The 21,911-nt window shown below is 46.2% G+C and carries 20 protein-coding genes and 3 rRNA genes; 1 reads left to right on the forward strand and 22 read right to left on the reverse strand.

The features are described 5' to 3' along the window. The 19 genes from ACXAH1_RS06765 to flgB form a co-directional block, all read right to left on the reverse strand. Window positions 1-2,082, reverse strand: coding sequence for a motility associated factor glycosyltransferase family protein (locus ACXAH1_RS06765; RefSeq protein ID WP_475195086.1), 2,082 nt, complete (start codon window positions 2,080-2,082; stop codon window positions 1-3). An 18-nt stretch (window positions 2,083-2,100) separates the two neighbouring features. After that, window positions 2,101-2,397, reverse strand: a complete 297-nt coding sequence (locus tag ACXAH1_RS06770; protein WP_475195088.1) for a hypothetical protein — start codon at window positions 2,395-2,397, stop codon at window positions 2,101-2,103. Further along, window positions 2,387-2,815: a flagellar export chaperone FliS gene (gene fliS, locus ACXAH1_RS06775; RefSeq protein ID WP_054015578.1), complete on the reverse strand. Its 429-nt coding sequence runs from the start codon at window positions 2,813-2,815 to the stop codon at window positions 2,387-2,389. The genes ACXAH1_RS06770 and fliS overlap by 11 nt, the downstream gene beginning before the upstream one ends. A 9-nt stretch (window positions 2,816-2,824) precedes the next feature. After that, entirely contained in the window at window positions 2,825-4,231 is a 1,407-nt protein-coding gene (gene fliD / locus ACXAH1_RS06780) for a flagellar filament capping protein FliD (RefSeq protein WP_138549981.1), read from the reverse strand. Window positions 4,232-4,255: 24 nt separating this feature from the next. Further along, on the reverse strand, window positions 4,256-4,687 hold the full coding sequence (locus ACXAH1_RS06785; RefSeq protein ID WP_138549980.1) for a flagellar protein FlaG: 432 nt from the start codon (window positions 4,685-4,687) through the stop codon (window positions 4,256-4,258). An 82-nt stretch (window positions 4,688-4,769) separates the two neighbouring features. Continuing rightward, window positions 4,770-5,732 carry a flagellin N-terminal helical domain-containing protein gene (locus ACXAH1_RS06790; RefSeq protein WP_475195092.1) on the reverse strand — a complete coding sequence of 321 codons (963 nt, stop codon included), beginning with the start codon at window positions 5,730-5,732 and terminating at the stop codon, window positions 4,770-4,772. 163 nt (window positions 5,733-5,895) lie between these two features. Continuing rightward, window positions 5,896-6,861 carry a flagellin N-terminal helical domain-containing protein gene (locus tag ACXAH1_RS06795; protein ID WP_475195094.1) on the reverse strand — a complete coding sequence of 322 codons (966 nt, stop codon included), beginning with the start codon at window positions 6,859-6,861 and terminating at the stop codon, window positions 5,896-5,898. Window positions 6,862-7,389: 528 nt separating this feature from the next. After that, entirely contained in the window at window positions 7,390-8,352 is a 963-nt protein-coding gene (locus ACXAH1_RS06800) for a flagellin N-terminal helical domain-containing protein (RefSeq protein WP_475195096.1), read from the reverse strand. Between the two features lie 379 nt (window positions 8,353-8,731). After that, window positions 8,732-9,967 (reverse strand): flagellar hook-associated protein FlgL, encoded by a 1,236-nt coding sequence (flgL, locus tag ACXAH1_RS06805; RefSeq protein ID WP_475195099.1) that lies wholly within the window; start codon window positions 9,965-9,967, stop codon window positions 8,732-8,734. A 2-nt stretch (window positions 9,968-9,969) separates the two neighbouring features. Next, on the reverse strand, window positions 9,970-11,982 hold the full coding sequence (gene flgK / locus ACXAH1_RS06810; protein ID WP_475195101.1) for a flagellar hook-associated protein FlgK: 2,013 nt from the start codon (window positions 11,980-11,982) through the stop codon (window positions 9,970-9,972). A gap of 1 nt (window position 11,983) precedes the next feature. Continuing rightward, on the reverse strand, window positions 11,984-12,949 hold the full coding sequence (gene flgJ, locus ACXAH1_RS06815) for a flagellar assembly peptidoglycan hydrolase FlgJ (protein WP_475195106.1): 966 nt from the start codon (window positions 12,947-12,949) through the stop codon (window positions 11,984-11,986). 104 nt (window positions 12,950-13,053) lie between these two features. Next, the gene (locus ACXAH1_RS06820; RefSeq protein WP_138546205.1) at window positions 13,054-14,148 is read right to left on the reverse strand and encodes a flagellar basal body P-ring protein FlgI; all 1,095 of its coding nucleotides are present in this window, start codon (window positions 14,146-14,148) and stop codon (window positions 13,054-13,056) included. Between the two features lie 11 nt (window positions 14,149-14,159). After that, the gene (flgH, locus tag ACXAH1_RS06825) at window positions 14,160-14,849 is read right to left on the reverse strand and encodes a flagellar basal body L-ring protein FlgH (RefSeq protein WP_253049052.1); all 690 of its coding nucleotides are present in this window, start codon (window positions 14,847-14,849) and stop codon (window positions 14,160-14,162) included. A gap of 15 nt (window positions 14,850-14,864) precedes the next feature. Beyond that, window positions 14,865-15,653 (reverse strand): flagellar basal-body rod protein FlgG, encoded by a 789-nt coding sequence (gene flgG, locus ACXAH1_RS06830; RefSeq protein ID WP_138546203.1) that lies wholly within the window; start codon window positions 15,651-15,653, stop codon window positions 14,865-14,867. Window positions 15,654-15,671: 18 nt separating this feature from the next. Beyond that, entirely contained in the window at window positions 15,672-16,436 is a 765-nt protein-coding gene (locus ACXAH1_RS06835) for a flagellar basal body rod protein FlgF (protein WP_054015567.1), read from the reverse strand. Window positions 16,437-16,550: 114 nt separating this feature from the next. Beyond that, a complete protein-coding gene (flgE, locus tag ACXAH1_RS06840) occupies window positions 16,551-17,894 on the reverse strand; it encodes a flagellar hook protein FlgE (protein WP_054015566.1) in 1,344 nt (447 codons plus the stop codon). 37 nt (window positions 17,895-17,931) lie between these two features. After that, window positions 17,932-18,609 (reverse strand): flagellar hook assembly protein FlgD, encoded by a 678-nt coding sequence (locus ACXAH1_RS06845; RefSeq protein ID WP_253049055.1) that lies wholly within the window; start codon window positions 18,607-18,609, stop codon window positions 17,932-17,934. Window positions 18,610-18,624: 15 nt separating this feature from the next. Then, window positions 18,625-19,056 (reverse strand): flagellar basal body rod protein FlgC, encoded by a 432-nt coding sequence (flgC, locus tag ACXAH1_RS06850; RefSeq protein WP_253049058.1) that lies wholly within the window; start codon window positions 19,054-19,056, stop codon window positions 18,625-18,627. A gap of 2 nt (window positions 19,057-19,058) precedes the next feature. Then, a complete protein-coding gene (gene flgB / locus ACXAH1_RS06855) occupies window positions 19,059-19,469 on the reverse strand; it encodes a flagellar basal body rod protein FlgB (RefSeq protein ID WP_253049061.1) in 411 nt (136 codons plus the stop codon). Window positions 19,470-19,692: 223 nt separating this feature from the next. Between flgB and ACXAH1_RS06860 the strand changes: the two genes are divergently transcribed. Continuing rightward, window positions 19,693-20,722, forward strand: a protein-coding gene (locus ACXAH1_RS06860; protein ID WP_475195132.1) for an IS630 family transposase whose coding sequence is annotated in 2 segments (ribosomal slippage) — window positions 19,693-20,144 and window positions 20,143-20,722 — 1,032 coding nt in all. Because the reading frame shifts where the segments join, the coding sequence is not laid out codon by codon here. Between the two features lie 524 nt (window positions 20,723-21,246). Here the strand turns inward: ACXAH1_RS06860 and rrf (ACXAH1_RS06865) are convergent. The 3 genes from rrf (ACXAH1_RS06865) to ACXAH1_RS06875 all read right to left on the reverse strand — a co-directional run. Next, window positions 21,247-21,361 (reverse strand): 5S ribosomal RNA (gene rrf, locus ACXAH1_RS06865). A gap of 46 nt (window positions 21,362-21,407) precedes the next feature. Next, window positions 21,408-21,522: ribosomal RNA gene (rrf, locus tag ACXAH1_RS06870) — 5S ribosomal RNA — on the reverse strand. A gap of 185 nt (window positions 21,523-21,707) precedes the next feature. Then, window positions 21,708-21,911: ribosomal RNA gene (locus ACXAH1_RS06875) — 23S ribosomal RNA — on the reverse strand; the annotation flags it as partial.

Genomic DNA, 21,911 nt, shown 5'->3' on the forward strand with positions numbered 1-21,911 from the left:
CTACTCCCGCCCCAGGTCACACTTCTCAGTGTAATGCTCACAAAAATGTGCATATATTTCTTTGATATAGCTCATCCACAGCTCATTTAAACGCTGGTATTGCTCAAGGCAAAATGCCTCATCCTCGTAGGTATACAAAAGTGTAATCAAGGGACAGTGGTAATACAGCAGTGAGCCTTTCAGCACATGGAATAGATGTCCCCATTTGGAGTCTCGGTAAGCAAACACATATCGTGCCTGACGTCTCAGCTGATCCGCGGCTTCCTGACGGGTGTGCACAGGCTCAGATGCAATGGAACAAATGTGATCCACCAGCTCTTTTAAGCCATCTAGTGCTATTACTTCATCGCTGACGTCATCCAGCGGAAACACATCAAAGCACTCAGATTTGATGGCTTCAACCGTGGCATGAATATCAAACTGTTCCTCAATATCAAGCAGATCCTCTACTTTTACAGGCAGCGCTTTTGCTATTTTCGCACCGCTGCCTACATTCAGACACGTGTCTACATCATAGTATCTGAGTAGTTTTTCAAGCTGGGCATGGGCAATCATAAATAAGTCATTGGATACGACGAGCCCGCCGAAGTTAGCTGGTAGAGTATGGCCGGTAATATCAAGATGACCGTATCCCTTGGATTCATCATCCTCGTTTCGTGGTCGATAAATACTGTCTTTACTATGGTGTGCGCCCTGTGGATCTTTGCCATTATCGATCCCAAATAAATATACATTGCGAAAACCAAGGTAAAGCGCGAATGACAATGCAGTGTTTGCAACAACAGGGTTACTGTATGGGATTTTTGGCAAGGTTTGTGACATATGACATAGTGCCAATATGTCCATCATAGATGTACCTGCCTCAGCCCCTTTTGCAGCAATCCCCGCCCATTTATATCTGTGATTAGTATCTGGGTATAACGTGCTAAGGCCAATCAAGTTGGTGTTTTGGTATACCTCAGGTGGAACAATGTCGCCAAAGATCTTGTAATTTGAGTACGGTCTCTCTACCAGCGCATGAAAGTCAACTGGGATACCCTTGTTGTGTAAGGTTGCAATTGAGGTACCTGCTGCAATCACAATGGCTTTTTTATGGTTGCGCTTTATAAACGCTTCAGCTTCATCTAAGGAAGGGCCGTTGCCAATGATAAAAACGGGGGTGTCTTTATTTACATTCGACGCATTCCTCGTCAGCCAGGCTGCCTTGTTTCTGACATGATGAATACTATGCGCCAACCCTGTCACTGCATCATTATAAAAACCGTGCCCAAACTGGAATCTGAAATAATCTTTCGCCCATTGCTGGATCAACGTATTCAATTGAGCGCCGGGTGTGTGCTGATAACAAAAACTGCGTACCAGCGCAAATGCGCCTACATCTTCTGCGACCTTTTCGATGTCCTGAATGAATAAGCTATGATCTACACCTAAGTGAAAGAACAGACAACCACCTTGCTCATCTATGTCTGCAATCACTTTAAACCAGTCGGTACAAAACAGACTGGCAAAGAACTGTTCAAAATCAGGCTCAATCAAAAATATGTAATCAAATTGGGTGCGTTCAAACAGCAGAGGAATGTGGTAACCCAAGCCAATACCGAAAATAACGGCGCTTGGAAAGTGTTCAGGAATTTTGCTGAGCGGCGTTTGTCCCTGATCGCGGATATCGATCATCAGGTTAGTCAGCTCTGTCATATACCGCACATGCAAACGCTCATCTTCCTGGTTTTGACCATACCCGGTATAATCCGTCAGGCTCATAACAGGCTGACTGAGTTGTCGCTCAACCTGCTCTGCGGTTTGCTCTATTGGCGATTGAGAATAAATGGGTGCACTACTGCCCTGAGGAACAAAATTACCATGCCCAGATGTGGTCACATGAAGGCAGAAGTCTTCACGTATGCTATGGTTGGTAATTGCCTTGGCAATGTCCGGATAATATTGTTCGAAACTCTGTAGATTTTTACTGAAACGCTCGTTAGCCTCTTTTGCGAATTCCGCTTCGCGGGCCTGATGAGCCGTTGTTTCAGAGAGTTTTTCACTGAGCGACTCTAATTGTTGTGATAAAGGATCTTTGTTCATACATCAGCCAATGTCGTATTAAGTATTTTTATACGCTTTGATCTTTTTTTGATTACCGACAAACTGCGACAGTTCTTTTGCAACTGACGTTCTGTTTAGGTGCAATTGGGTGGTTAATTCTTGGATATGATTGTAGATGTTAGCAGCAGAGCGCTGACACTGTTCCGATTCTGCCAGTACCTCTCGGGTCAATGTTGCGCGGATCTGCACATCTGCTTGCTTGAAGAGACGTTGCGCCTCTTCCAGTTCACCTGCCTTGCAAGCAACATCTAACTCATTCAGGGTTGCTTCTATTTGCGCAAAATCAACCGACATTAGCGTCCGCGCCATTTGCAGTCAATGTCTGCTGACGCACATCAACAGGGATTGCGTCCCAGGCTGATTTAATTTCCTTTAACAGGTTTGATACTTCGTCAACGATCGCCGGATCATTCTGAATACTGGCATCCAGCAACCTATCGATCATGTAAGAATACAATGCATACAGATTCTCGGTCACTTCGCCACCAACTTCAAAGTCCAGGCAGCCGCGAAGCGCTTCCAAAATTGCAGAAGCTTTAGAGATATGCTCTGCCTTCGCTTCGAGATGACGTTTTTCAATAGATACCTTGGCAAGTACCATCTTCTCGACTGCGCCAGCCATTAGCATTTGAATAATTTCGTAACGATCCGCACCTGCCACTCGGGTTTTCAGTGCTTCTTTTTGGTAATTTTTAACTCTTGCGTTATACATAATGGCTCCTTACTTAGACTTGGTGAACCCTGGCAAATTCGCGAGCTGAGCCCCAAGATAAGACTGGGTTTGCTGCATCTGAGCAATCAATACATCTAGCCCAGCATACTGCTTTCTCAACCGTTCTTCCAAAGACGCCATTCGAAATTCATGATTTTCAACATCGTCTTCTAAATCGCTAATCTGACCATTGAGGCCATCTTCACGATCTTTAATCAAACCACTCGAACTCGCATAATTATCAAGCAAGGTCTCAAGTTGTTTCGCGACTCCATTATCTCCTGCAAACGCTGTGCCAATATCATCGAAGTTACTGTCCATAGCATCATTCAAACTACGAACCAGAGACGACTTTTCTAAGTACCCGTCATTGTCAACCCCCAGACCGATATCAAAGATCGTTTCAAATGGTCCTGCATTGGTTAAGTTGGTCGACAGTGTGGTGATGAGCTGGTCGCTCAAGGTACGCATTGACGAATCACCATTTAAGGGTTTGCCTATCCGTGTCTGAAAACCAATGTTACCAACCAGATTGTTATAATTCGAAATAAACTCATCAATGAGTGTGTTAACTGACTCTCTGTCATAGTCCACATTCAAGCTTGCGGTATCATAGCCATCGGTGTCGTTCCCTTCGCTTTTCGCCAGTGCTTTGATGGTCATATCCTGCACTGCATCTTTAAAGGTATTGGTATCGCTTTGTATTTCAAGACCATCCACAGTGATGATCGAATTACGTGCGGCATCGTCCGCAGCAATAGTCATTCCACCAGTTGTACCTATCGAGACTTTATCTAGCTCTGCATTGTCATTGGTTACTGTCAGGTCGTTACCTGACCCGCTCACGTTAGATGTCAATATCAACTTAGACCCTGCTGCGGTGCCGGTGTTTACTATGTTGGCTGTCACACCAAAGTTTGTATCGGACGCATTAATCGCATCTCGCAATTCACCAAGTGTCATGCCAGCAGTCACATCCAACGTAAAGCTATTATCAACTCCGGCGCCGAAGGTTAACGTGCCTCCTGTGGCACTCACGACATCATCTATTGACGTATAGGCGCCATCTGCCGAGACAGCCCGACTGCCCTGTGCCAATTGTTTGACGGCAATATCAAAATTACCGACTGAAATATCTGACGTGGGCGTCACACTAATAATGTCGCCAGATGTAGGTTGTGTAATGTTGGCAACCCTTTTACCGAAGTTATCAGGGTCGGCCAGTTTTTTAACTGTATCGTTGAGTTTGGAGATAGCAGACTTAACCTCGCCCAAGGCAGAGAGTTCTACTTTCAAAGACTCTTCTTTCTTGACGAAGGCCTGCATTTTGGGAATATTCTCAGCATCAACCGATGCTTTGATAATACTCTCCAAGTCCAGACCTGAGCCGACGCCTGCAGACGTTATAAGTGGCATTTGCTACCTCCAATTCACTTTCATTTATGCTGTCCTGTCAAACAGCAAACCTTTTCCTGATACTTTATCGGCAAATTCTTCCAAAGCCTTAGCGACTTCACGAAATTCCTCTGAGGGGATCTCTCTGATCACTTCATCACTGCCTTTGTCGATGACTCTGATGAATGGCGGATTGCCTTTATCATCAAATTCAAACGACAAATTGGTTGCGGTGACCGGTATAAAGTCATTCAGCTTCGCCAGATCAGATTTCACCTGAGCGAACAATTTTTCCTGTGCATCAGGGTCAGCTTCTTCCTTTTGCTTATCCTGAGTACGGACCGCAGGATTATCAACCAACTTGGTTAACTTCTCTACAGCCCTTAGCGTCTCTGCGTTTTCCTCAGGCTTAATTTGACCAGGAGTGAGCACCGCATTATTTGAGCCAAGCCCTAATGTTGCCTGAATCTCTTTCACAATACACCTCCATTCACTAGTCTAACTGTAAGTATACGCCAAGTTTCGCGATTTCTCATGCTTACTTGACGTTACACTATTATTAGCCTAAGAGCGACAGGGCGACCTGAGGACGCTGGTTAGCCTGACTCAGGATTGAACTACTTGCCTGTTGCAGGATCTGCATCTTAGTCAAACTGGCTGTTTCAGCCGCAAAGTCAGTGTCCTGAATACGAGAACGCGCAGCTGTCAGGTTTTCCGCAACATTTGACTGGTTACGAATGGTTGACTGGAACCGGTTTTGTACCGCGCCCAGCTCCGCACGTTTCTTATCAACTACTGCAATGAGCTGATCCATACCGGCAAGTACCGCCTGCGCATTGGCTTGTGAAGATACCGAAATGCCCGTCTCAGTAAATACATCTGAGAACACTTTAGCATCTGCTTCAGTACCGATTGTCGTACTTATGGTTTCTGTGGTGGTACTCAGTGCCACCCCAGTTACACCACTGGCCACACCCGCAATACCAGACAAGGTAAAACCACCGTTGGCTTGCAGGTCATTAGCCGTGCTGGCAACATTCTGCATACTAAAACCGATGGTTTGAACTGCATCCGCACCTACCTGAAAGTTTGCGTCATAAGTACCATCAAGCAGGTTCTGACCACCAAAGGTGGTGTCGGCTGCTACCCGGTTTACTTCCTGAGAAAGTGAGCGAATTTCTTCTTGCAGTGCCAGTCTGTCTTCATCGGTGTTTGAACCGTTAGAAGCCTGTTGTGCAAGCGTTCTGATCCGTTGAAACATTTGAGTGGTTTCGTCCAGCGCACCTTCAGCAGTTTGCGCTAATGAGATACCATCATTTGCGTTTCGGATACCTTGATTCAGACCGTTGATCTGACCGTTCAGACGGTTGGTGATTTGCATACCTGCAGCATCGTCTTTTGCACTGTTAATGCGCAAACCCGATGATAGGCGTTGGAAAGACGTATCTAACGCACCTGAGGATTTGTTTAATTGCCGCTGTGCGTTCAATGAACTCACATTGGTGTTTACATATAAAGCCATAATAGCCTCCGCTTTATCAATATAACTCGCTGAGACGGGATACCCCTACCCTGCCAGCAGCGATGATTTAGAGTCCTAGATTTATAGTTCTCTAAATCCGCTATCGACTGATAAAGCGAAAGCTTTAGCCTTATTTGCAAATTATTTTAATTTTTTTGTGTCATTAACCCTGTAGCAGACTCAGTGCGGCCTGTGGACGCTGATTTGCTTGACCAAGAATGGTCTGACTAGCCTGTTGCAGGATCTGGTTTTTAGTCAGTTTAGCGGTTTCCATCGCAAAGTCCGCATCTTTGATCCGAGATTTTGCGGCAGACAGGTTTTCTGAGACATTCGCCTGGTTTCGAATCGTCGACTGGAATCGGTTTTGTACCGCACCTAGCTCAGCACGCTTTTTATCGACCACTGCAATCAAAGCATCCATCCCCGCCATGACCGCCTGTGCATTAGCCTGTGAAGACACAGAAATGCCTGCTGCAGTAAATACGTTAGAGAACACTTTAGCATCCGCTTCAGTACCAATGTTTGTACTGATGGTTGCTGTTGTCGCACTCAGGGCTGCGCCCGACACACCACTGGCCACCCCTGCCACACCTGAAAGGGTGAAACCACCATTATCAGCCATAGAGTTAGTCGTGGCACCCACATACTGCATACTAAAGCCGATGGTCTGAACTGCATCTGCACCCACCTGGAAGTTAGCTGAATAGGAGCCATCCAAAAGGTTTTGACCACCAAACGTGGTGTCGCTGGCTACCCGGTTCACTTCTGCCGCCAGCTGGCGTATTTCTTCCTGAATTGCCAGTCGGTCTTCATCGGTGTTTGAACCGTTGGCGGCTTGCTGCGACAAAGTTCGGATACGCTGGAACATGGAGGTAATTTCGTCCATCGCACCTTCAGCAGTCTGAGCAAGAGAAATACCGTCATTGGCATTTCGGTTACCCTGATTAAGACCTAAGATCTGCGACTGCAGTCGGTCGGAGATTTGCAGACCCGCAGCATCATCTGCTGCACTGTTGATGCGTAAACCTGATGACAAGCGTTTGAAGGACGTATCCAGCTCAACACCAGACTGTTGTAGTTGTCGTTGCGCATTAATGGAACTGACATTGGTATTTACAAATAAAGCCATGATTCACTCTCTCTATACAAATGCTCAGCATTGAGCTGTTCATTGGTGTACAAGGAGGCAATTGTTATCACTGGCCGGGGCTCAGTGAAGGGGCAATCCAATGCCGCTTGTACAAACTTAATTTCTTCTGGAGTGAATAAAGCAAGGGGCGTGCCAAGAAATTTTGACAATGCGTAAATAGCGTCCTGGACTCGTTACATTGTGCTCTGAGCTATACTGTTTATAAAGCTGACATCGACGCGATACCCGTAAGGAAGGGCCTTCAGGTGTTCTAGAAGTGTTATATTGCCAAACCAAATCGCGTATCTAAATAAAAAGTATAAAGAAAAAGAGGCCTGGCAGCCTCTTTTTTTGAAGTTTGAGAGTGGGTGTCAATATTTTTTCATAATATTGGCACGGAAAGTGCTAATATTAACGTGTTCATTGTTTTGATGAACTGAATTGGATTTAAGCTCCTCCGCTTTATCATCCAATTAGGTGCCCGGGCTAATACCCCATCAAGTCCGGGCACCTGTTTTCCTACCTATCTTATCCCAGTAGACTTAGCGCAGCCTGTGGACGCTGGTTAGCCTGACTCAGGATTGTCTGGCTCGCCTGTTGTAGGATCTGCATTTTAGTCAAGCTTGCAGTTTCCTGAGCGAAGTCAGTGTCTTTGATACGTGATTTCGCAGCTGACAGGTTTTCAGATACATTCGACTGGTTACGAATCGTAGACTGGAACCGGTTTTGAACCGCACCTAGCTCTGCACGCTTCTTGTCAACTACTGCAATCAGGTTGTCCATACCAGCCAATACTGCCTGCGCGTTTGCCTGAGATGATACTGAGATACCAGTTTCAGTGAACACGTTAGAGAACACCTTCGCATCCGCTTCAGTACCGATGTTTGTACTGATGGTTTCTGTCGTCGTACTCAGTGCAACACCTGTCACGCCACTGGCGATACCCGCAATACCTGACAGTGTAAAACCGCCGTTGGCTTGCATGTCGTTAGCTGTACCGGCAACATTTTGCATACTGAAGCCAATAGTTTGTACTGCATCAGCACCAACCTGGAAGTTTGCAGAGTAAGAACCATCTAGTAGGTTTTGGCCACCGAAGGTTGTATCTGCTGCTACCCGGTTCACTTCTGAAGAAAGTGAGCGGATCTCTTCCTGAATTGCCAAACGGTCTTCATCTGTGTTCGAGCCGTTTGATGCTTGTTGTGCCAGAGTACGAATACGCTGGAACATTGAGGTAACTTCGTCCATCGCGCCTTCAGCTGTCTGAGCTAGCGAGATACCGTCGTTGGCGTTACGGTTACCTTGGTTTAAACCGTTGATTTGTGAGGTCAAACGGTCTGAAATTTGTAGACCTGCTGCATCGTCAGCAGCGCTGTTAATACGGAAGCCCGATGATAAACGCTTGAAGGAAACATCAAGCGAGTTGCCTGAATTGTTTAATTGTCTTTGAGCATTCAATGAACTTACGTTAGTATTTACATAAAGTGCCATGGTGATTCTCCCACTGTAATCTGAGTGCTTACTCTTCGAGTGCTTACTCTGTAAGTGCCCACTCTCAAACTTCTAAAACTTACTCTCTTAGCCTTCAAGGTTTGTTTTCACTCTCCGGCTTGGTTACTTAAGTTATCGGGCGGCAGGAAAAATACTTTAGAGAAATTTATAAAAAATTATTAAATCGTTGATTTTAAATGGAATTAACTTATTAAAGTTGTTCAAAGTGGGAAATAAATTGCCGCCTTTTATTCTACGAATTAATCTGAAACTGAATAGTAAAAGGCATATAAGTTATAGGGTTAGAATGTAGAATGGTAAAAAACGGAAAGAAATGTAAGCGGCCGAGGTACACCTCAAAAGCCGCTAAAATGTAGGACTACCTGATATAGTCAAGTAAAGACAGGTTGGAAAGCCGACCAAAGGTGGCCTGAGATGCCTGCAAAGCGGTTTCGTGCTTAGTCAAATCGGTGATGGCTTCTGCCATATCCAATTCAACCAGCTCGGCTTTTGCAATCTTGTTATTAATATCTAAGTCTGCGTTGGCATCAGTGATACGTGTTGCTGTATTGAGCCTGCCACCTAAACCCGACTGTGTCTGCGAAACCCGATTTTTGGCGTTATCTATTCCTATCATGGAATCGGCCAGTACCTGACGGTAGTCTTTTTCACTGAGTGTAGTGTCATTCAGTGCTGCGACCAGATCATCCAGCATGTTAAGTACATTGTCTTTTTCTGGCGCTTCGAGGTCAAAGTCGATTTGTGCAGGCGCACTCCCCGTGAAGCTAAACTCCATTCCCGCCACTTCAATATGGTTTTCTTCATAACTTCCGGTTGCCAATACTGTTGCGCCTTGCTGCAAAGTATAGGTATTAGGCGTACCTGCAGTCAGTACCAGACTAAAGGTATTTGAGCCGGCAGGTGCTGTCGGATCAGGGTTGTAATTCGCTTTGTGAAACTCATCAAAAGGACCTTGTTTGGTCACATATACATCAGAGCTCACCACGCCGCCTGACACAGTTGCGGTATTGGAGGCTACATTCAGGCGCGTATTTACGCTCTCAAACACGTCAAACCCGTTATCACTGGACTTAATTTCAACCCCTTCGGCAACCTTAATTTTATGCTGACCTTGATCTCCATTATATTGATAACGTTGTTGCGTACTATTATACGAATAGGCTTCTGTATTATCCTGATAGCCGGAGAAAATATATCGACCATCTTCTGTCTTTGCATTCATCAGATCGTGCACTGCCGTTTGAATTGCACTCAACTCTTCTGAAAGCGAAGCCCGGTCTACATCTACCAAGGAGCCATTACCAGCCTGAACTGTGAGAGTCAAAGCCCGCGTTAACGAGTCTTTAATATTATCTAGCACACCCTCTTGAGTATCCAAACGACCTTTAAGCATGGTCAGGTTTTTTGTGTACTGTTCGTTAGTCTGGATCCTATCTGTATACAATAAAGCTCGCGCCATCGCAGAAGGATCATCGGATGCAGTCAATACGCGCTTTTGGGTATTAACCTGCTGCATAGCTTTATTCACGTCTTGCTGACTATCTAGTATGGAGTTCAGGTTGTTCTGATACATCATATTTTGAGATAAACGCATAATTACCTCGCCGCACTTAATAAGGTGTCAAACACAGTTCTTGCCGCGCTTAATACTTGCGCAGCTGCTGAGTAAGATTGTTGAAAACGTAATAAATTGGCCGCCTCTTCATCCAGGTTTACACCAGCCATCGATTCATACCAGGCTTCAGATTGTGCTGCCAGCGCTTCATACGCTGCGCCATTAGTTTTAGCCTGATTGGCCACAACCCCTATTTCTGTCACCAGGCCGGCATAAGCTTCATTGAACGTCTTCAGATTGTCTGCTGTTGCAGTAGTAACTACATTTTGTCGAACCAACTCCGCGCTTTGCAATTTACTCAACTCCAGGCCATTTCGGTTATCATCGAAACCGCCCGTATTGAACTCAATGGTGTAGGTATCGCCCGTTGAGGGTGTTCCCTCTATATTGAAATCGAAACCATAACTGGCATACGCACCGCCTGCCTGTGCAAGGATGTTTTCAGCTGGCGGTGTAATGGTAAAGGTATTAGTACCATTACCATCCACGATCTGATATTCGTTGGCATTTGCCGTCTTAGTTAATGTAATGGTGCCATTGGTAAGACTCGGTGGTGCCGCCGTAAAGTTACTGGTAGCGGGGTCCGTATTAGTTACAGAACCCACTGAAATAGTCGCATTACTGACATTATTTGCCGCGGTCTCTGTACGAATGGGAGAGGCTAATGCAAGACTTTCCGGGCGGTCTGTTGCCAGCTGAAGGTTACCTGCGGTGCCTGAATTAAGTTTAACTAAAAAGCTATCCCCAACATTAGCGGTCCCTGTCAGGTTCATTTGCAAACCAAACATGTCAACGCCTGCCGCAACTGAGTTTGAATCTATTACTCCTCCAATCACGTTTGCGGTTACGGGAGTTCCCTGAACATTACCCTTACTGTCCACCGCTGCAATTTCGACAGTGTTTGCTGCGGTATAGGTGACTCTGAAATCCGTCGCTGGAACTTCTTTACCTTTACCTGGCTCAACCGTAGCCGTTAACTGTGCCGTGCTGGTGTTACTGGCATAGGGATACCCACCGACAGTCGGCAGCTCGAATATATTGCCACCCAGATTACCGTCTAAGTCCATCCCCAATTGGTTTTGCTGATTAAAAGCATCGGCCAGTGACAAGCCAATCTGGCCCAGCTGAGTCTGAGCCGGTACCAGAATGTCATCACGAAAAGCCATCAGCCCGCCGATTTTGCCTCGCAGCGTCGTATGATCTACTTCAAGTGCGACGGCTGAACCATCTTTGACATCAAGTGTCAGTGTTTTATGATTGGGATCGGGATCGCCATCCATCGAAAAAAGACTAAAGCTGCCATTCTCCATCACCAGAGACTGTCCTGAACCCAGAAAAACCAATTTCTCACCATTGGCTCCATCTAAGGTCTCTATGTCCACCAGCTCGGCTAAATCTCTGATGGCCTGATCGCGTTGGTTAAGCAACGAGCTGCCACTGCCATCACTGTTATTACCATTCAGTGCAGCAACCTGACCATTCATATCGCTGATCTTCTGAATGAGATTGTTGGCTTCATCAGAGTAGATAGACAATTGCTCGTTAACGATATTGCTCTGATCAAACACAATACCGGATAATCGATCCATCTGATCGATCAAGTTCTGGGCATCAGTCAAAAACAGAGAGCGCGCAACCGTTGAGGAGGGCAAGTTCATCGCCTCCTGCATATTATTGAACAGGGAGTTAATACTTTGATTCAGATTATTTGATTCTTCACCAAACAAGGTATCAACCCGGGTGGCTTCGGTCACAAACTGCTCATAGTAAGCCTGACTCGATAAATCTCGATTGAGCTGTTTCTGGGCAAACTCATTGAGCAAACGTACCGTTTCACCACGGCCTACCTGATTGTTAATCATGGTAGTATGCTCTGTCCGCTCGCGAACGTAGCCTTTGGTATTCAGGTTTGCGATATTTTTACTGGTGGTCTGAAGCAGCTCAGAGCTGGCTCTGACTCCCGACGTACCAATATTCATAAGATTAAAGGACATCTTAATTTACTCCCTGATGCACTGACGCTGACAACATGGACTGAAACTCTCCTCTGCCCAACACACGTTTAATTTTCTCTGCATAATTTGGATCTGTTGCGTATCCGGCCTGTTGCAGTGCATCCAGATATTGCTCCGGATTGTCTGTCTTATTCAAGGCGTCCTGATACCTGGGATTTGACTGCAGGAAATCGACATAGTCATTGATGCTATCTTTGAGCGAATCATAGGCTCTGAAGTTAGCTTGTTTTTTCACCGGCAAACCTTGTTCAAACTCCAGTGTCATTTTACTGGCGCTGTCACCCTGCCACCGCTTATCTGCTTTGATGTTAAAAAGGTTGAAGCTGCTTTCTCCATCCTGGCGCGCGATAATGTGTTTGCCCCACCCAGTTTCCAGCGCAGCCTGTGCAACCATGACTGCTGGATTAAGCCCAATCTTCTCTGCCGCAGATTTGGCATAGCCCCACAACTGGCTAACGAAAGACTCAGGATCATCAAAGCGCACTTCACCGTCCGCCTTTTCCCGGACCTCAGTTGGCTCATCCTGAATTGGTTTATTAGCTTCACCATTAGCTATTCGGTCACTCTGTAACTCTGCGCCGGTACGCAGCACCGAACCTGGCATGTACCCGTCGCGATTCGGTGACAATTGCTGCACAATAAGATCAGCAAGACCCAGACTGCCCTCGCTCGAAAGCTGCATAGACATCTGTTGATCATGCATATCACGATAGAATTTGACGCTGCTCGAGTTGAATGGGCTATCTTTGTCTTCCAGCACTTCATTCGCCTTACGCATGCTGGACAACATCATTTGCGTGAAAATAGATTCGAATTGCTGAGCCGCTTTGCGCAACGCTTCCTCAGAGGCATCGGCATCTCCGGTACTTTTCAGCGCGTCCTGTCTTAACGAGTTCAAATCGGTTAAGTCATAGAAACTTTGGTTGCGAGTCGGATCAGTATTCATTGCTCAAAATCACATCAATATACATAACCAATTACAATGCAATTATTGAGCCAATAAAAAAAGCCCCGTGAAACGGGGCTAACTGTTTGATTATAAAAGAAGCGTTAAATGACGACTAATTGACCATGTATCGCGCCAGCTTCTTTTAGCGCTTCCAGTATCGCCATCAAATCGCCAGGCGCGGCGCCGACTGCATTGATAGCTCGCACCAAATCATCCAGGCTTGAACCAGGGTCAAATACGAAGGCACGAGAATCATCTTGGTCAACATCGACAATGCTTTGACGCGTAACAACCGTTTCTCCCTCAGACAAAGGCTGTGGCTGAGATACGTTCACCTGCTCTGCAATGGTCACGGTCAAACCGCCATGAGTGATGGCCGCTGGCTGCAGTTTCACTTCTTTACCAATGACGATAGTACCGGTACGCGAGTTAACGATAATCTTGGCGGAAGTATCTGCTGGGGTGAACTCTAAATTCTCCAGGGTCGATAAATAAGCAACACGTTGTGATGGATCGCGCGGTGCTATAACACGTACAGATGCCGCATCCATAGCCTGCGCACTTTGCGGGCCAACAAGATCATTAATGGTGTCCGCCAGACGTTTCGCCGTAGTGAAATCTGGACGGTTTAGATTAAAAGTGATGTGGTCGCCCTGCGTAAACGGACTTCTGACTGCACGCTCAACGGTCCCGCCATTTGGAATTCGTCCTACCGTTGGCGTATTGATGACCACGCGGCTCCCGTCTAACCCCTCTGCACCCAGGCCTCCTACAATCATACTGCCCTGAGCAATGGCATAGACATTACCATCAACCCCTTTAAGAAAAGTCTGTAACAACGTTCCGCCGCGCAAGCTCCCTGCACTACCTATGGAGGACACGGTAACGTCAATTGTTTGACCAGGCTTTACAAACGCCGGTAGCTCAGCATGGACGGCGACCGCCGCGACATTTTTAATTTTAGGCTTGAGGTTGGCAGGCATGGTAATACCGAAGCTATTCAGCATGCCTTTAAAGCTTTGTTCGGTAAAGCGCGTTTGTTCACCTGTTCCCGGCAGACCCACGACCAGACCATAGCCAACCAGCTGGTTTGAACGTACGCCCTCAACCATAGTCACATCTTTGATCCGCTCTGCATGTACAAACTGGCTTGTAACAAGTGACACGGCCAGAACAAGCATGTTGAATAATCTCATCGTCTTTTACCTCAAAATGGCATGATGGCGCTCATGAAGAACTTAGTCAGCCAGCCAGCACTTTGTACTTCCTGGGTATCGCCTTTACCTGAATACTGAATACGCGCGTTGGCGATGCGATTTGACTCTACCGTATTATCAGCATTGACATCTTGCGGCCTGACCAGGCCCTCAAGGCGGATAAATTCCTCACCTGTATTCAGAGTTAGCCACTTTTCACCTCGGATCACTAAGTTACCATTGGGTAAAACCCGCATCACATTGACAGAAATATTACCTATCAGACTATTTGACTGGTTGGCCTGCGCGTCACCTTGAAAGGACGAGTTTGAGCCAGCATCCAACTGAATACTTTTGCTTCCCCAGTTGACTGCTGCGCCCCCTAATCCCAATATAGGATCGATATCAACTTCGCTGTCTTTATCCAGCTTGGAGTTCGCGGCTTTTGACGCCTGAGTTGATTCTCGCAACACCACCGTGATGATATCTCCGGTGCGAAGCGCCTTTTTATCCGAGTACAAATCGTTGGCATAAGCATTGAACAGTGAACCTGTTGGTACGACTGGCGCCGCTTCAGCTTCTGGATACATGGGGGCGTAGTAAGGATCGTCCCGCTTAACATCTTTATTCTGCGTTGTTGTACAACCACTCAGTGCTATACAGCCTGCCGCTATCAGGCCAAGTGTAGTTAACTTGTCCATACTACCCCCAATCAATTAAAGCTGTTGATTAATGTAACTAAGCATCTCATCGACCGACTTGATCACTTTAGAGTTCATTTCGTAAACTCGCTGTGTTTCTATCAGATTGACCAGTTCTTCAGTTACGTTAACGTTAGATGTTTCCAGTGCCCCCTGCACAATTGAGCCAAGACCTTCAACGCCTGGGTTGCCTTGTACCGGCGCACCACTAACCGCCGTTTCGGTGTAAAGGTTTTGGCCAATCGGCTCAAGGCCAGACGGATTGATGAAGTCGCTAATCACTAGCTGGCCAATAACTGTATTAGCCGCTTCCCCCTGAATACTGACAGACACTTCCCCATCCTGAGAGATGGTGATGGAATTGGCATTATCCGGCACATTCATTTCCGGCTGTAGCGGGAAACCTGCACCAGAGGTCACGATACGACCTTCTTCATCGGTGGTGAACTGGCCATTACGCGTGTATGCGATTGTGCCGTCTGGCATCTGAATTTCAAAGAATCCTGGTCCCTGAACCATCCAGTCCAGTGAGTTCTCTGTGCTCAGCATATTGCCTTGCGAAAAGTTCTTCTGGTTGGCAACCACCTTTGCACCGGCACCTAGCATCAAACCTGATGGCAGTTCAGTATCCTGAGAGGAGCGCCCACCAGGTTGGTTAATATTCTGATAGAGTAAGTCTTCAAATATCGCGCGGCTCTTTTTGTAGCCAACCGTGCTAGCATTCGCCAGGTTATTTGAAATAACTGATATATCAGTCTGCTGGGCATCTAAGCCGGTTTTACTGATCCATAATGCTGGGTTCATAATCTTTACCTCACTCTCTTAAACGATACGCAGGAGCGAAGTGTGTCGCTCATCAATTTCTTCAGCTGTTTTCATCAGTTTCATCTGCATTTCAAACTGGCGCTGAAGGTTTACCATATCCACCATCTCGTGAACTGGGTTTACATTAGACATTTCCAGATAGCCACTCATAACCTTGGCGGTAGGGGATATTTCACAAAATCCACACACCCCATCTTCCAGTAGCTCTTCTTTTGGTCTGAACAAACCGTCATTGCCTTTTTCAAGTTTGCTATTGTCTGCGCTGATAATCTTTAACCGGTCGACCACTTCCAAAAAGTTGGCCGGCGCTCCCTGGGGCCTGACCTGAATGGAACCATCGTCACTGAACACCACCTTTTCTACCGGTAAAGGTAAAATGATGGGACCACCTTCGCCAATAATTTGACGACCATGGCTGGTGACCAATGCACCATCAGAGGTGATATTCAGCGTGCCAACTTTGGTATAAGCTTCTTCACCTGCAGCATCCACCACACTGATCCAGGACTTTTCATCAACCGCGATATCAAGATCACGCCCCGTTTCAGTGATAGCCCCGCCCGTCATCATAGTCCCCGGACGCTCCTGCATAGCAAACACGCGGGTAGGAAGCCCTTCACCAAAAGCCTGCATAGAGCGGGCCTGTGCAAAGTCTGCCTTAAATCCGGTGGTATTGGCGTTGGCCAGGTTGTTCGCTTTCAGCCCGACACCAACCAGGTTTTGTTTGGCACCAGACATGGCGACATACAGCATTTTATCCATGGGAACGACCTAAAATTGTTCAATCTATACTGATTAAAGCAATATAAATGCCAACATGATCGTCAAGAAAATGAAAAGGCCGCATTGAGCGGCCTTGAGAGGTGATGAAGGTGATTATCGGATCTGCAGAATGTTCTGCTGAAGTGTTGAGTTCACTTCCAGTGCCCGGGAGTTTGCCTGGAAATTTCGCTGTGCACTGATCAGGTCAACCAATTCGTTAGTCAGGTTAACATTCGACTGCTCGAGTGCTGAGGAGTTGATGGTTCCCAGCGTACCTGACCCTGGCTCACCTGCAATAGGCTCACCTGATGTTAAACTCTTTTTCCACCCTGTGTTGCCTACTTGCTGTAAGCCTTGCGAGTTTGAGAAGCGAACCATCGCAACCTGGCCCAGATAGGTAGAGTCACCATTACTGTAAGAAGCGACAATTTTACCATCAGAGCCAATATCAATACCTGCAAGTCGACCCGTTGTCGCACCATCCTGTTCGAGTGCTTTTACTTCAAAACGGCTCGCAAACTGTGTCGGTGGCTTAGTATTTGCCTCGTCACGCCAGTTCATCTGGATATTGCTCGGGAAGGTTGCACCATTGGTCAATAATGTTGACAACCCCGCGCCTGCACCCGCCGGGATATTGAACGGGTCAAAAGTTGGTCCAGAGACTGGTACACCTGGATCACCGGTTGAGGCAGGGTTACCATTAGAATCAAACTCAAACTCGGTAATTGGACCAGCTACACTGCCGTCACCCGCAGGGCCGACTAACTGCCCACCCAGTGTTGCATAAACCTGCCACTGGTTTGGGTTTGTCGCTGGATCTTCTTTAACAAAGTACATCTGGAGTGTATGCGGCTCACCTAAGCTGTCATAAATCGTTGTAGACGTTGAGCTGTTGTATGAAGCACTTACTGTTGGATCAAACGCCAATGTAGGCGATGTCACTCTTGAATCCAGATTAAATGAGGTGTAAACGTTTGTTGTTGCACGAGGAGAACCCGATGCATCTGGGATCTGTAATGCAGCAGATGTACTCAAGCTGACCGATGTCGTGTCACCTGTGCTTGGGTCAACAGGGAAACCTTGCAGGAAGTTGCCCTGAGCATCAACAATAAAATTATCTTTATTGAGCTTAAATGCACCTGCACGGCTATAAGTAAAGTCTTGAGAACCCAACTCTTCACTCATTGCGAAGTAGCCCTCACCCGTAATCGCCAGATCCAGCGAGTTCTGAGTAAAGTTCAGAGACCCCTGGTGGAACTGCTGTGCAACCATAGTGGTTTGCACACCATCACCATTTTTTGTTTTACCAGCGCTGAATACCGAAGATGCATAGACGGATGCGAACTCAGCACGTGATTCCTTAAAGCCTGTCGTATTTACGTTGGCAATGTTGTTAGCTGTCGTATCCAGATCTTTCTGAGCCGCAGCTAAACCTGTTAATGCAATATTGAAACTCATACTCTCACCTCTTGCGATTAAGGTTAAATCTTTTTAATTAGGCCAATTCTGCGACGTCAGTCAGTCGCACGGCACCTGCTTTAGTATTAATAACGATGCCGCTAGCACCATTGACGTTGACGCTCTCTATATTTCTGAAAGTCGCCGTAGGTAAGGCTGTAAACTTGCCATTTACTGAGCCTTCAGCCTTGATTGTGTAATCACCAGGCGGAAGCATCTCGCCCTCTTTATTTTTGCCATCCCATTCAAATCGCACCGCGCCGGGTTGCTGATCTTTCATATCAATGGTTCTGACAAGCTCGTTTTTATCATTGAGGATACTTACCGTCAGTTTTTCCACTGGCTCCGTCACAATGATTGATCCACGTGCTTGCATGTCTGGGCCATGCTCAATCGTGTCCGACTCTAGCAACGCCTTTTTACCGATCAAGGTAGACGCCTGCAAGGCAGAATTAGAAGTCATAGAATCAGCCAATGATTCGAACTTTGAATTCAGATCCGATATTCCCTCGGCCATTGTGAAGTTCGTCATCTGCGCAATCATCTGATCATTGTCCGCAGGCTTGCTCGGATCCTGATAGGACAATTGCTGAGTCAATAACGCAAAGAAATCCTCTTGCTTCAACTCATCATTCTTTTCTGTCGGCACCTGTCTATCTGGCCAACGCAATGAATCGACATAGGTCGAGGTTGCTGAATTGACGTCGTTACTCATTGGCTATACTCCCACTTAGCGCTGACCAAGTTGCAAGGTTTTGCTAAGCATTTGCTTAGCGGCATCCGCTACCTGAACATTCGTTTGGTACGAACGCGATGCAGAGATCATATTTGTCATCTCTTCAACCACATTCACATTCGGTTTATAGATGTACCCGTCTTTGTCAGCACTCGGATGATTTGGGTTGTACTCAACCTGAAGTGGTTTGTCACTTTCAACAATCCCCAGTACTTTCACCCCCACGGATGATCCCATCGTGTTAGGATGAGCAGCTGCTGCCTTGTTCAATTCAGCAGCAAACACTGGGTGTCTGGCTCGGTAAACCTGATCCTGACTTGAGCTAACGCTGTTTGCATTGGAAATATTACTGGCGGTCGTATTCAGACGGACATTCTGAGCGCTCATGCCTGAGCCCGCTATATCAAAAACATTATATAAACTCATGATTACCCACCTTGACCACTAAGGGCTTTCTTCAGCCCTTTAAATTTACCAGATAAAAAATTCAAACTAGCTTGGTACTCTAATGCATTTTGTACATACAAGTTTCGTTCCACTTGTATATCAACAGAGTTACCATCACCAGTATCCGCTTGATTTGGCGTACGATATTGTTCAATACCATTATTTAATTGAGTCCCACCACTAAGGTGTTTATCATTGGTTCTCACCATCTTATTGCCGCTTAGCTGTGCCGATTTTGCCGCTTTAAAAGCCTGACCAAAGTCGATATCCTTAGCTTTGTATCCAGGAGTATCTGCATTGGCTATATTGCTAGCCAAAATTTCAGCACGCTGAGACCGGATCAGCATAGTGTGGGGATGAACCCCCAATGCTTTATCAAAACTAATTGCCATAACCCGACTCCAAAAATTTGACTTAGTGAGATAAAAGCAAGAATGAGGCCAATATTATGGTGGCGGAAAATTGCCGCATTGCCGACAAGGCTACAATCAGGTAAAGGAAGATTCGGCGTCGAAAAGCTAAGCTATTCACTGCTGAGATCACCTAATATCAAATTGATTAAATTTATGATCTAACGTCAAAATCTAATATCCATCCATCGATGCGATAGTGATTTTGCAGCCCTCTGAATTTATTAAGCTCTCCAAACAGACTAAAGATCCCAGAAAGAAAGTACGCATGCTCGCGTTGGCTCATTTCTTTGAAGGTAAACCTCGCTATCAGATTGCTGAATACTTAAAGGTCAGTCGTACGAGCGTAAACAAATGGGTGAAAGACTATCTTGACTATGGATTAGAAGGCTTGGAGGAGCTACCTCGCTCGGGCCGCCCTTGCAAACTGGATGATGCACAACTGAAGCAGCTTAAAGCATATGTACCCGACTCTATAAACCGCATGGAAGGTGGTCGGCTAACACTAGAAGATATTCAGCAGTATATATCTGAGTCTTTTCACATTGAGTACGAGTTATCAGCCGATCACAGATTGTTGAAAAGGCAAAACTTCTCATGGATCAGCAGTCGGTCAATCCACCCAAAAGGAAACCAGGCTCACCAAGAAGCTTTTAAAGAACTTCGAGCTGGAAACGATCCTTCACACCCCGAGACACCTGCTTCCTGAACGCATTGATGTGTGGTTTCAGGATGAAGCACGATTTGGTCAGCAAACTTCAACAACAAAAGTTTGGGCTGAAAAAGGCCCACGCCCAAGAGTTGTAAAGCAGCAACAATTCGAATATGCCTATCTATTTGGTGCTGTGTGTCCAACGACTGGCGAAACAGAAGCACTTATCTCACCTTTAGTGAATAAAGAAGTCATGTATTCTCACCTGGAGCAAATATCACAAAGGACTCAACCAGGAAGAATGGCTGTGGTCGTCATGGATCGCGCAGCCTGGCACTTCAAAGATGGTTTGGTAAAAGGCCTGGAGAATGTAGTGTTCATTAGGCTGCCACCTTATTCCCCAGAGTTAAACCCCATAGAACAAGTGTGGAGTTGGCTCAGACAACATAAGTTATCAAACAGAAACTTTGCAAACTACAATGACATTCTGGATCAGGTAAGCGAAGCATGGAATGCGTTTATCTCATGTGCTGACAGGGTGAAATCATTGTGCTTTAGGGACTGGATAAATCTGACCAGTTAATTATTCAATAATGGTATAATACCTGTTCAATTTGAAGGAGCAAATTGGTGAAAACGCAAAAAAGCCCGACTCTTTTGCACCGGGCTTTTGTCGTGCAAAGTCGAGCTTTAGCTCGGCCTTTGCGCAAGGTGAAATAAGCCTTTTTAGAGAACGCAGACCTATTCCAGCATCCAATCCACCTTCATGGATGAATAGGCGATGCTATTCTGTCTACAGCTTCATCGACAGCTTTTTAAGTCACACATAGCAAAAAACCCGCTGCATTACTGCAACGGGTTAGTAATAAGGCCCTGGCGATGTCCTACTTTCACATGGGTGAATTGCGACCGAAGCACCGCTTCGCAGCGCAATGAACGCGAGGCATGGACGCCGAGCCGGGAGCCCTCCACAGGGAAGTGTGTCCAAAGACTGCTAGATACCAGCTTCATGGACGAATAGACAACGCCATTCTGTCTGCAGTTTCTTTAAATTACTCCAAACGCAAAAAAGCCCGACTCTTTCGAATCGGGCTTTCTCTTATAAGGCCCTGGCGATGTCCTACTTTCACATGGGAAACCCCACACTATCATCGGCGCTGTTTCGTTTCACTACTGAGTTCGGCATGGAGTCAGGTGGTTCCAAAACGCTATTTTCACCAGGAAAATCTTTTCTATTTTGTTTTTATTTTTATTAAAATAAATTAGGAGCTTGGCAATGTCCTACTTTCACATGGGAAACCCCACACTATCATCGGCGCTATTTCGTTTCACTACTGAGTTCGGCATGGGGTCAGGTGGTTCCAAAACGCTATGGTTACCAAGCAAATTCTTTCGTGCAAATGGTTAATGACATCGCGTTGTTTGCGAGCATTTCATTTGCGCAAGGTGAATCGATTTCCGCACTACTGCAGAGGGTGTCACCTTACTTAAAATCTGGAAAAGCGTATTAAATTCTTTCGTCTACTTTAGTTCTTAACTTCTAACAAACAAAACCACTTTGGCGTTGTATGGTTAAGCCTCACGGGTAATTAGTACGAGTTAGCTCAATGGCTCACACCACTTCCACATCTCGCCTATCAACGTTGTAGTCTTCAACGGCCCTTTAGTGGACTCTAAGTCCAAGTGAGAACTCATCTCGAGGCTCGCTTCCCGCTTAGATGCTTTCAGCGGTTATCGATTCCGAACGTAGCTACCGGGCAATGCCATTGGCA

The sequence above is a fragment of the Pseudoalteromonas sp. AWH4_217 genome (assembly GCF_056161105.1).

Excerpts from the sequence above, each read along its gene's own strand:
- ACXAH1_RS06765 (WP_475195086.1), bottom strand. The coding sequence starts at position 2,082 with ATGAACAAAGATCCTTTATCACAACAATTAGAGTCGCTCAGTGAAAAA.
- ACXAH1_RS06770 (WP_475195088.1), bottom strand. The coding sequence starts at position 2,397 with ATGTCGGTTGATTTTGCGCAAATAGAAGCAACCCTGAATGAGTTAGAT.
- fliS (WP_054015578.1), bottom strand. The coding sequence starts at position 2,815 with ATGTATAACGCAAGAGTTAAAAATTACCAAAAAGAAGCACTGAAAACC.
- fliD (WP_138549981.1), bottom strand. The coding sequence starts at position 4,231 with ATGCCACTTATAACGTCTGCAGGCGTCGGCTCAGGTCTGGACTTGGAG.
- ACXAH1_RS06790 (WP_475195092.1), bottom strand. The coding sequence starts at position 5,732 with ATGGCTTTATATGTAAACACCAATGTGAGTTCATTGAACGCACAGCGG.
- ACXAH1_RS06795 (WP_475195094.1), bottom strand. The coding sequence starts at position 6,861 with ATGGCTTTATTTGTAAATACCAATGTCAGTTCCATTAATGCGCAACGA.
- ACXAH1_RS06800 (WP_475195096.1), bottom strand. The coding sequence starts at position 8,352 with ATGGCACTTTATGTAAATACTAACGTAAGTTCATTGAATGCTCAAAGA.
- flgL (WP_475195099.1), bottom strand. The coding sequence starts at position 9,967 with ATGCGTTTATCTCAAAATATGATGTATCAGAACAACCTGAACTCCATA.
- flgK (WP_475195101.1), bottom strand. The coding sequence starts at position 11,982 with ATGTCCTTTAATCTTATGAATATTGGTACGTCGGGAGTCAGAGCCAGC.
- flgJ (WP_475195106.1), bottom strand. The coding sequence starts at position 12,949 with ATGAATACTGATCCGACTCGCAACCAAAGTTTCTATGACTTAACCGAT.
- ACXAH1_RS06820 (WP_138546205.1), bottom strand. The coding sequence starts at position 14,148 with ATGAGATTATTCAACATGCTTGTTCTGGCCGTGTCACTTGTTACAAGC.
- flgH (WP_253049052.1), bottom strand. The coding sequence starts at position 14,849 with ATGGACAAGTTAACTACACTTGGCCTGATAGCGGCAGGCTGTATAGCA.
- flgG (WP_138546203.1), bottom strand. The coding sequence starts at position 15,653 with ATGAACCCAGCATTATGGATCAGTAAAACCGGCTTAGATGCCCAGCAG.
- ACXAH1_RS06835 (WP_054015567.1), bottom strand. The coding sequence starts at position 16,436 with ATGGATAAAATGCTGTATGTCGCCATGTCTGGTGCCAAACAAAACCTG.
- flgE (WP_054015566.1), bottom strand. The coding sequence starts at position 17,894 with ATGAGTTTCAATATTGCATTAACAGGTTTAGCTGCGGCTCAGAAAGAT.
- ACXAH1_RS06845 (WP_253049055.1), bottom strand. The coding sequence starts at position 18,609 with ATGAGTAACGACGTCAATTCAGCAACCTCGACCTATGTCGATTCATTG.
- flgC (WP_253049058.1), bottom strand. The coding sequence starts at position 19,056 with ATGAGTTTATATAATGTTTTTGATATAGCGGGCTCAGGCATGAGCGCT.
- flgB (WP_253049061.1), bottom strand. The coding sequence starts at position 19,469 with ATGGCAATTAGTTTTGATAAAGCATTGGGGGTTCATCCCCACACTATG.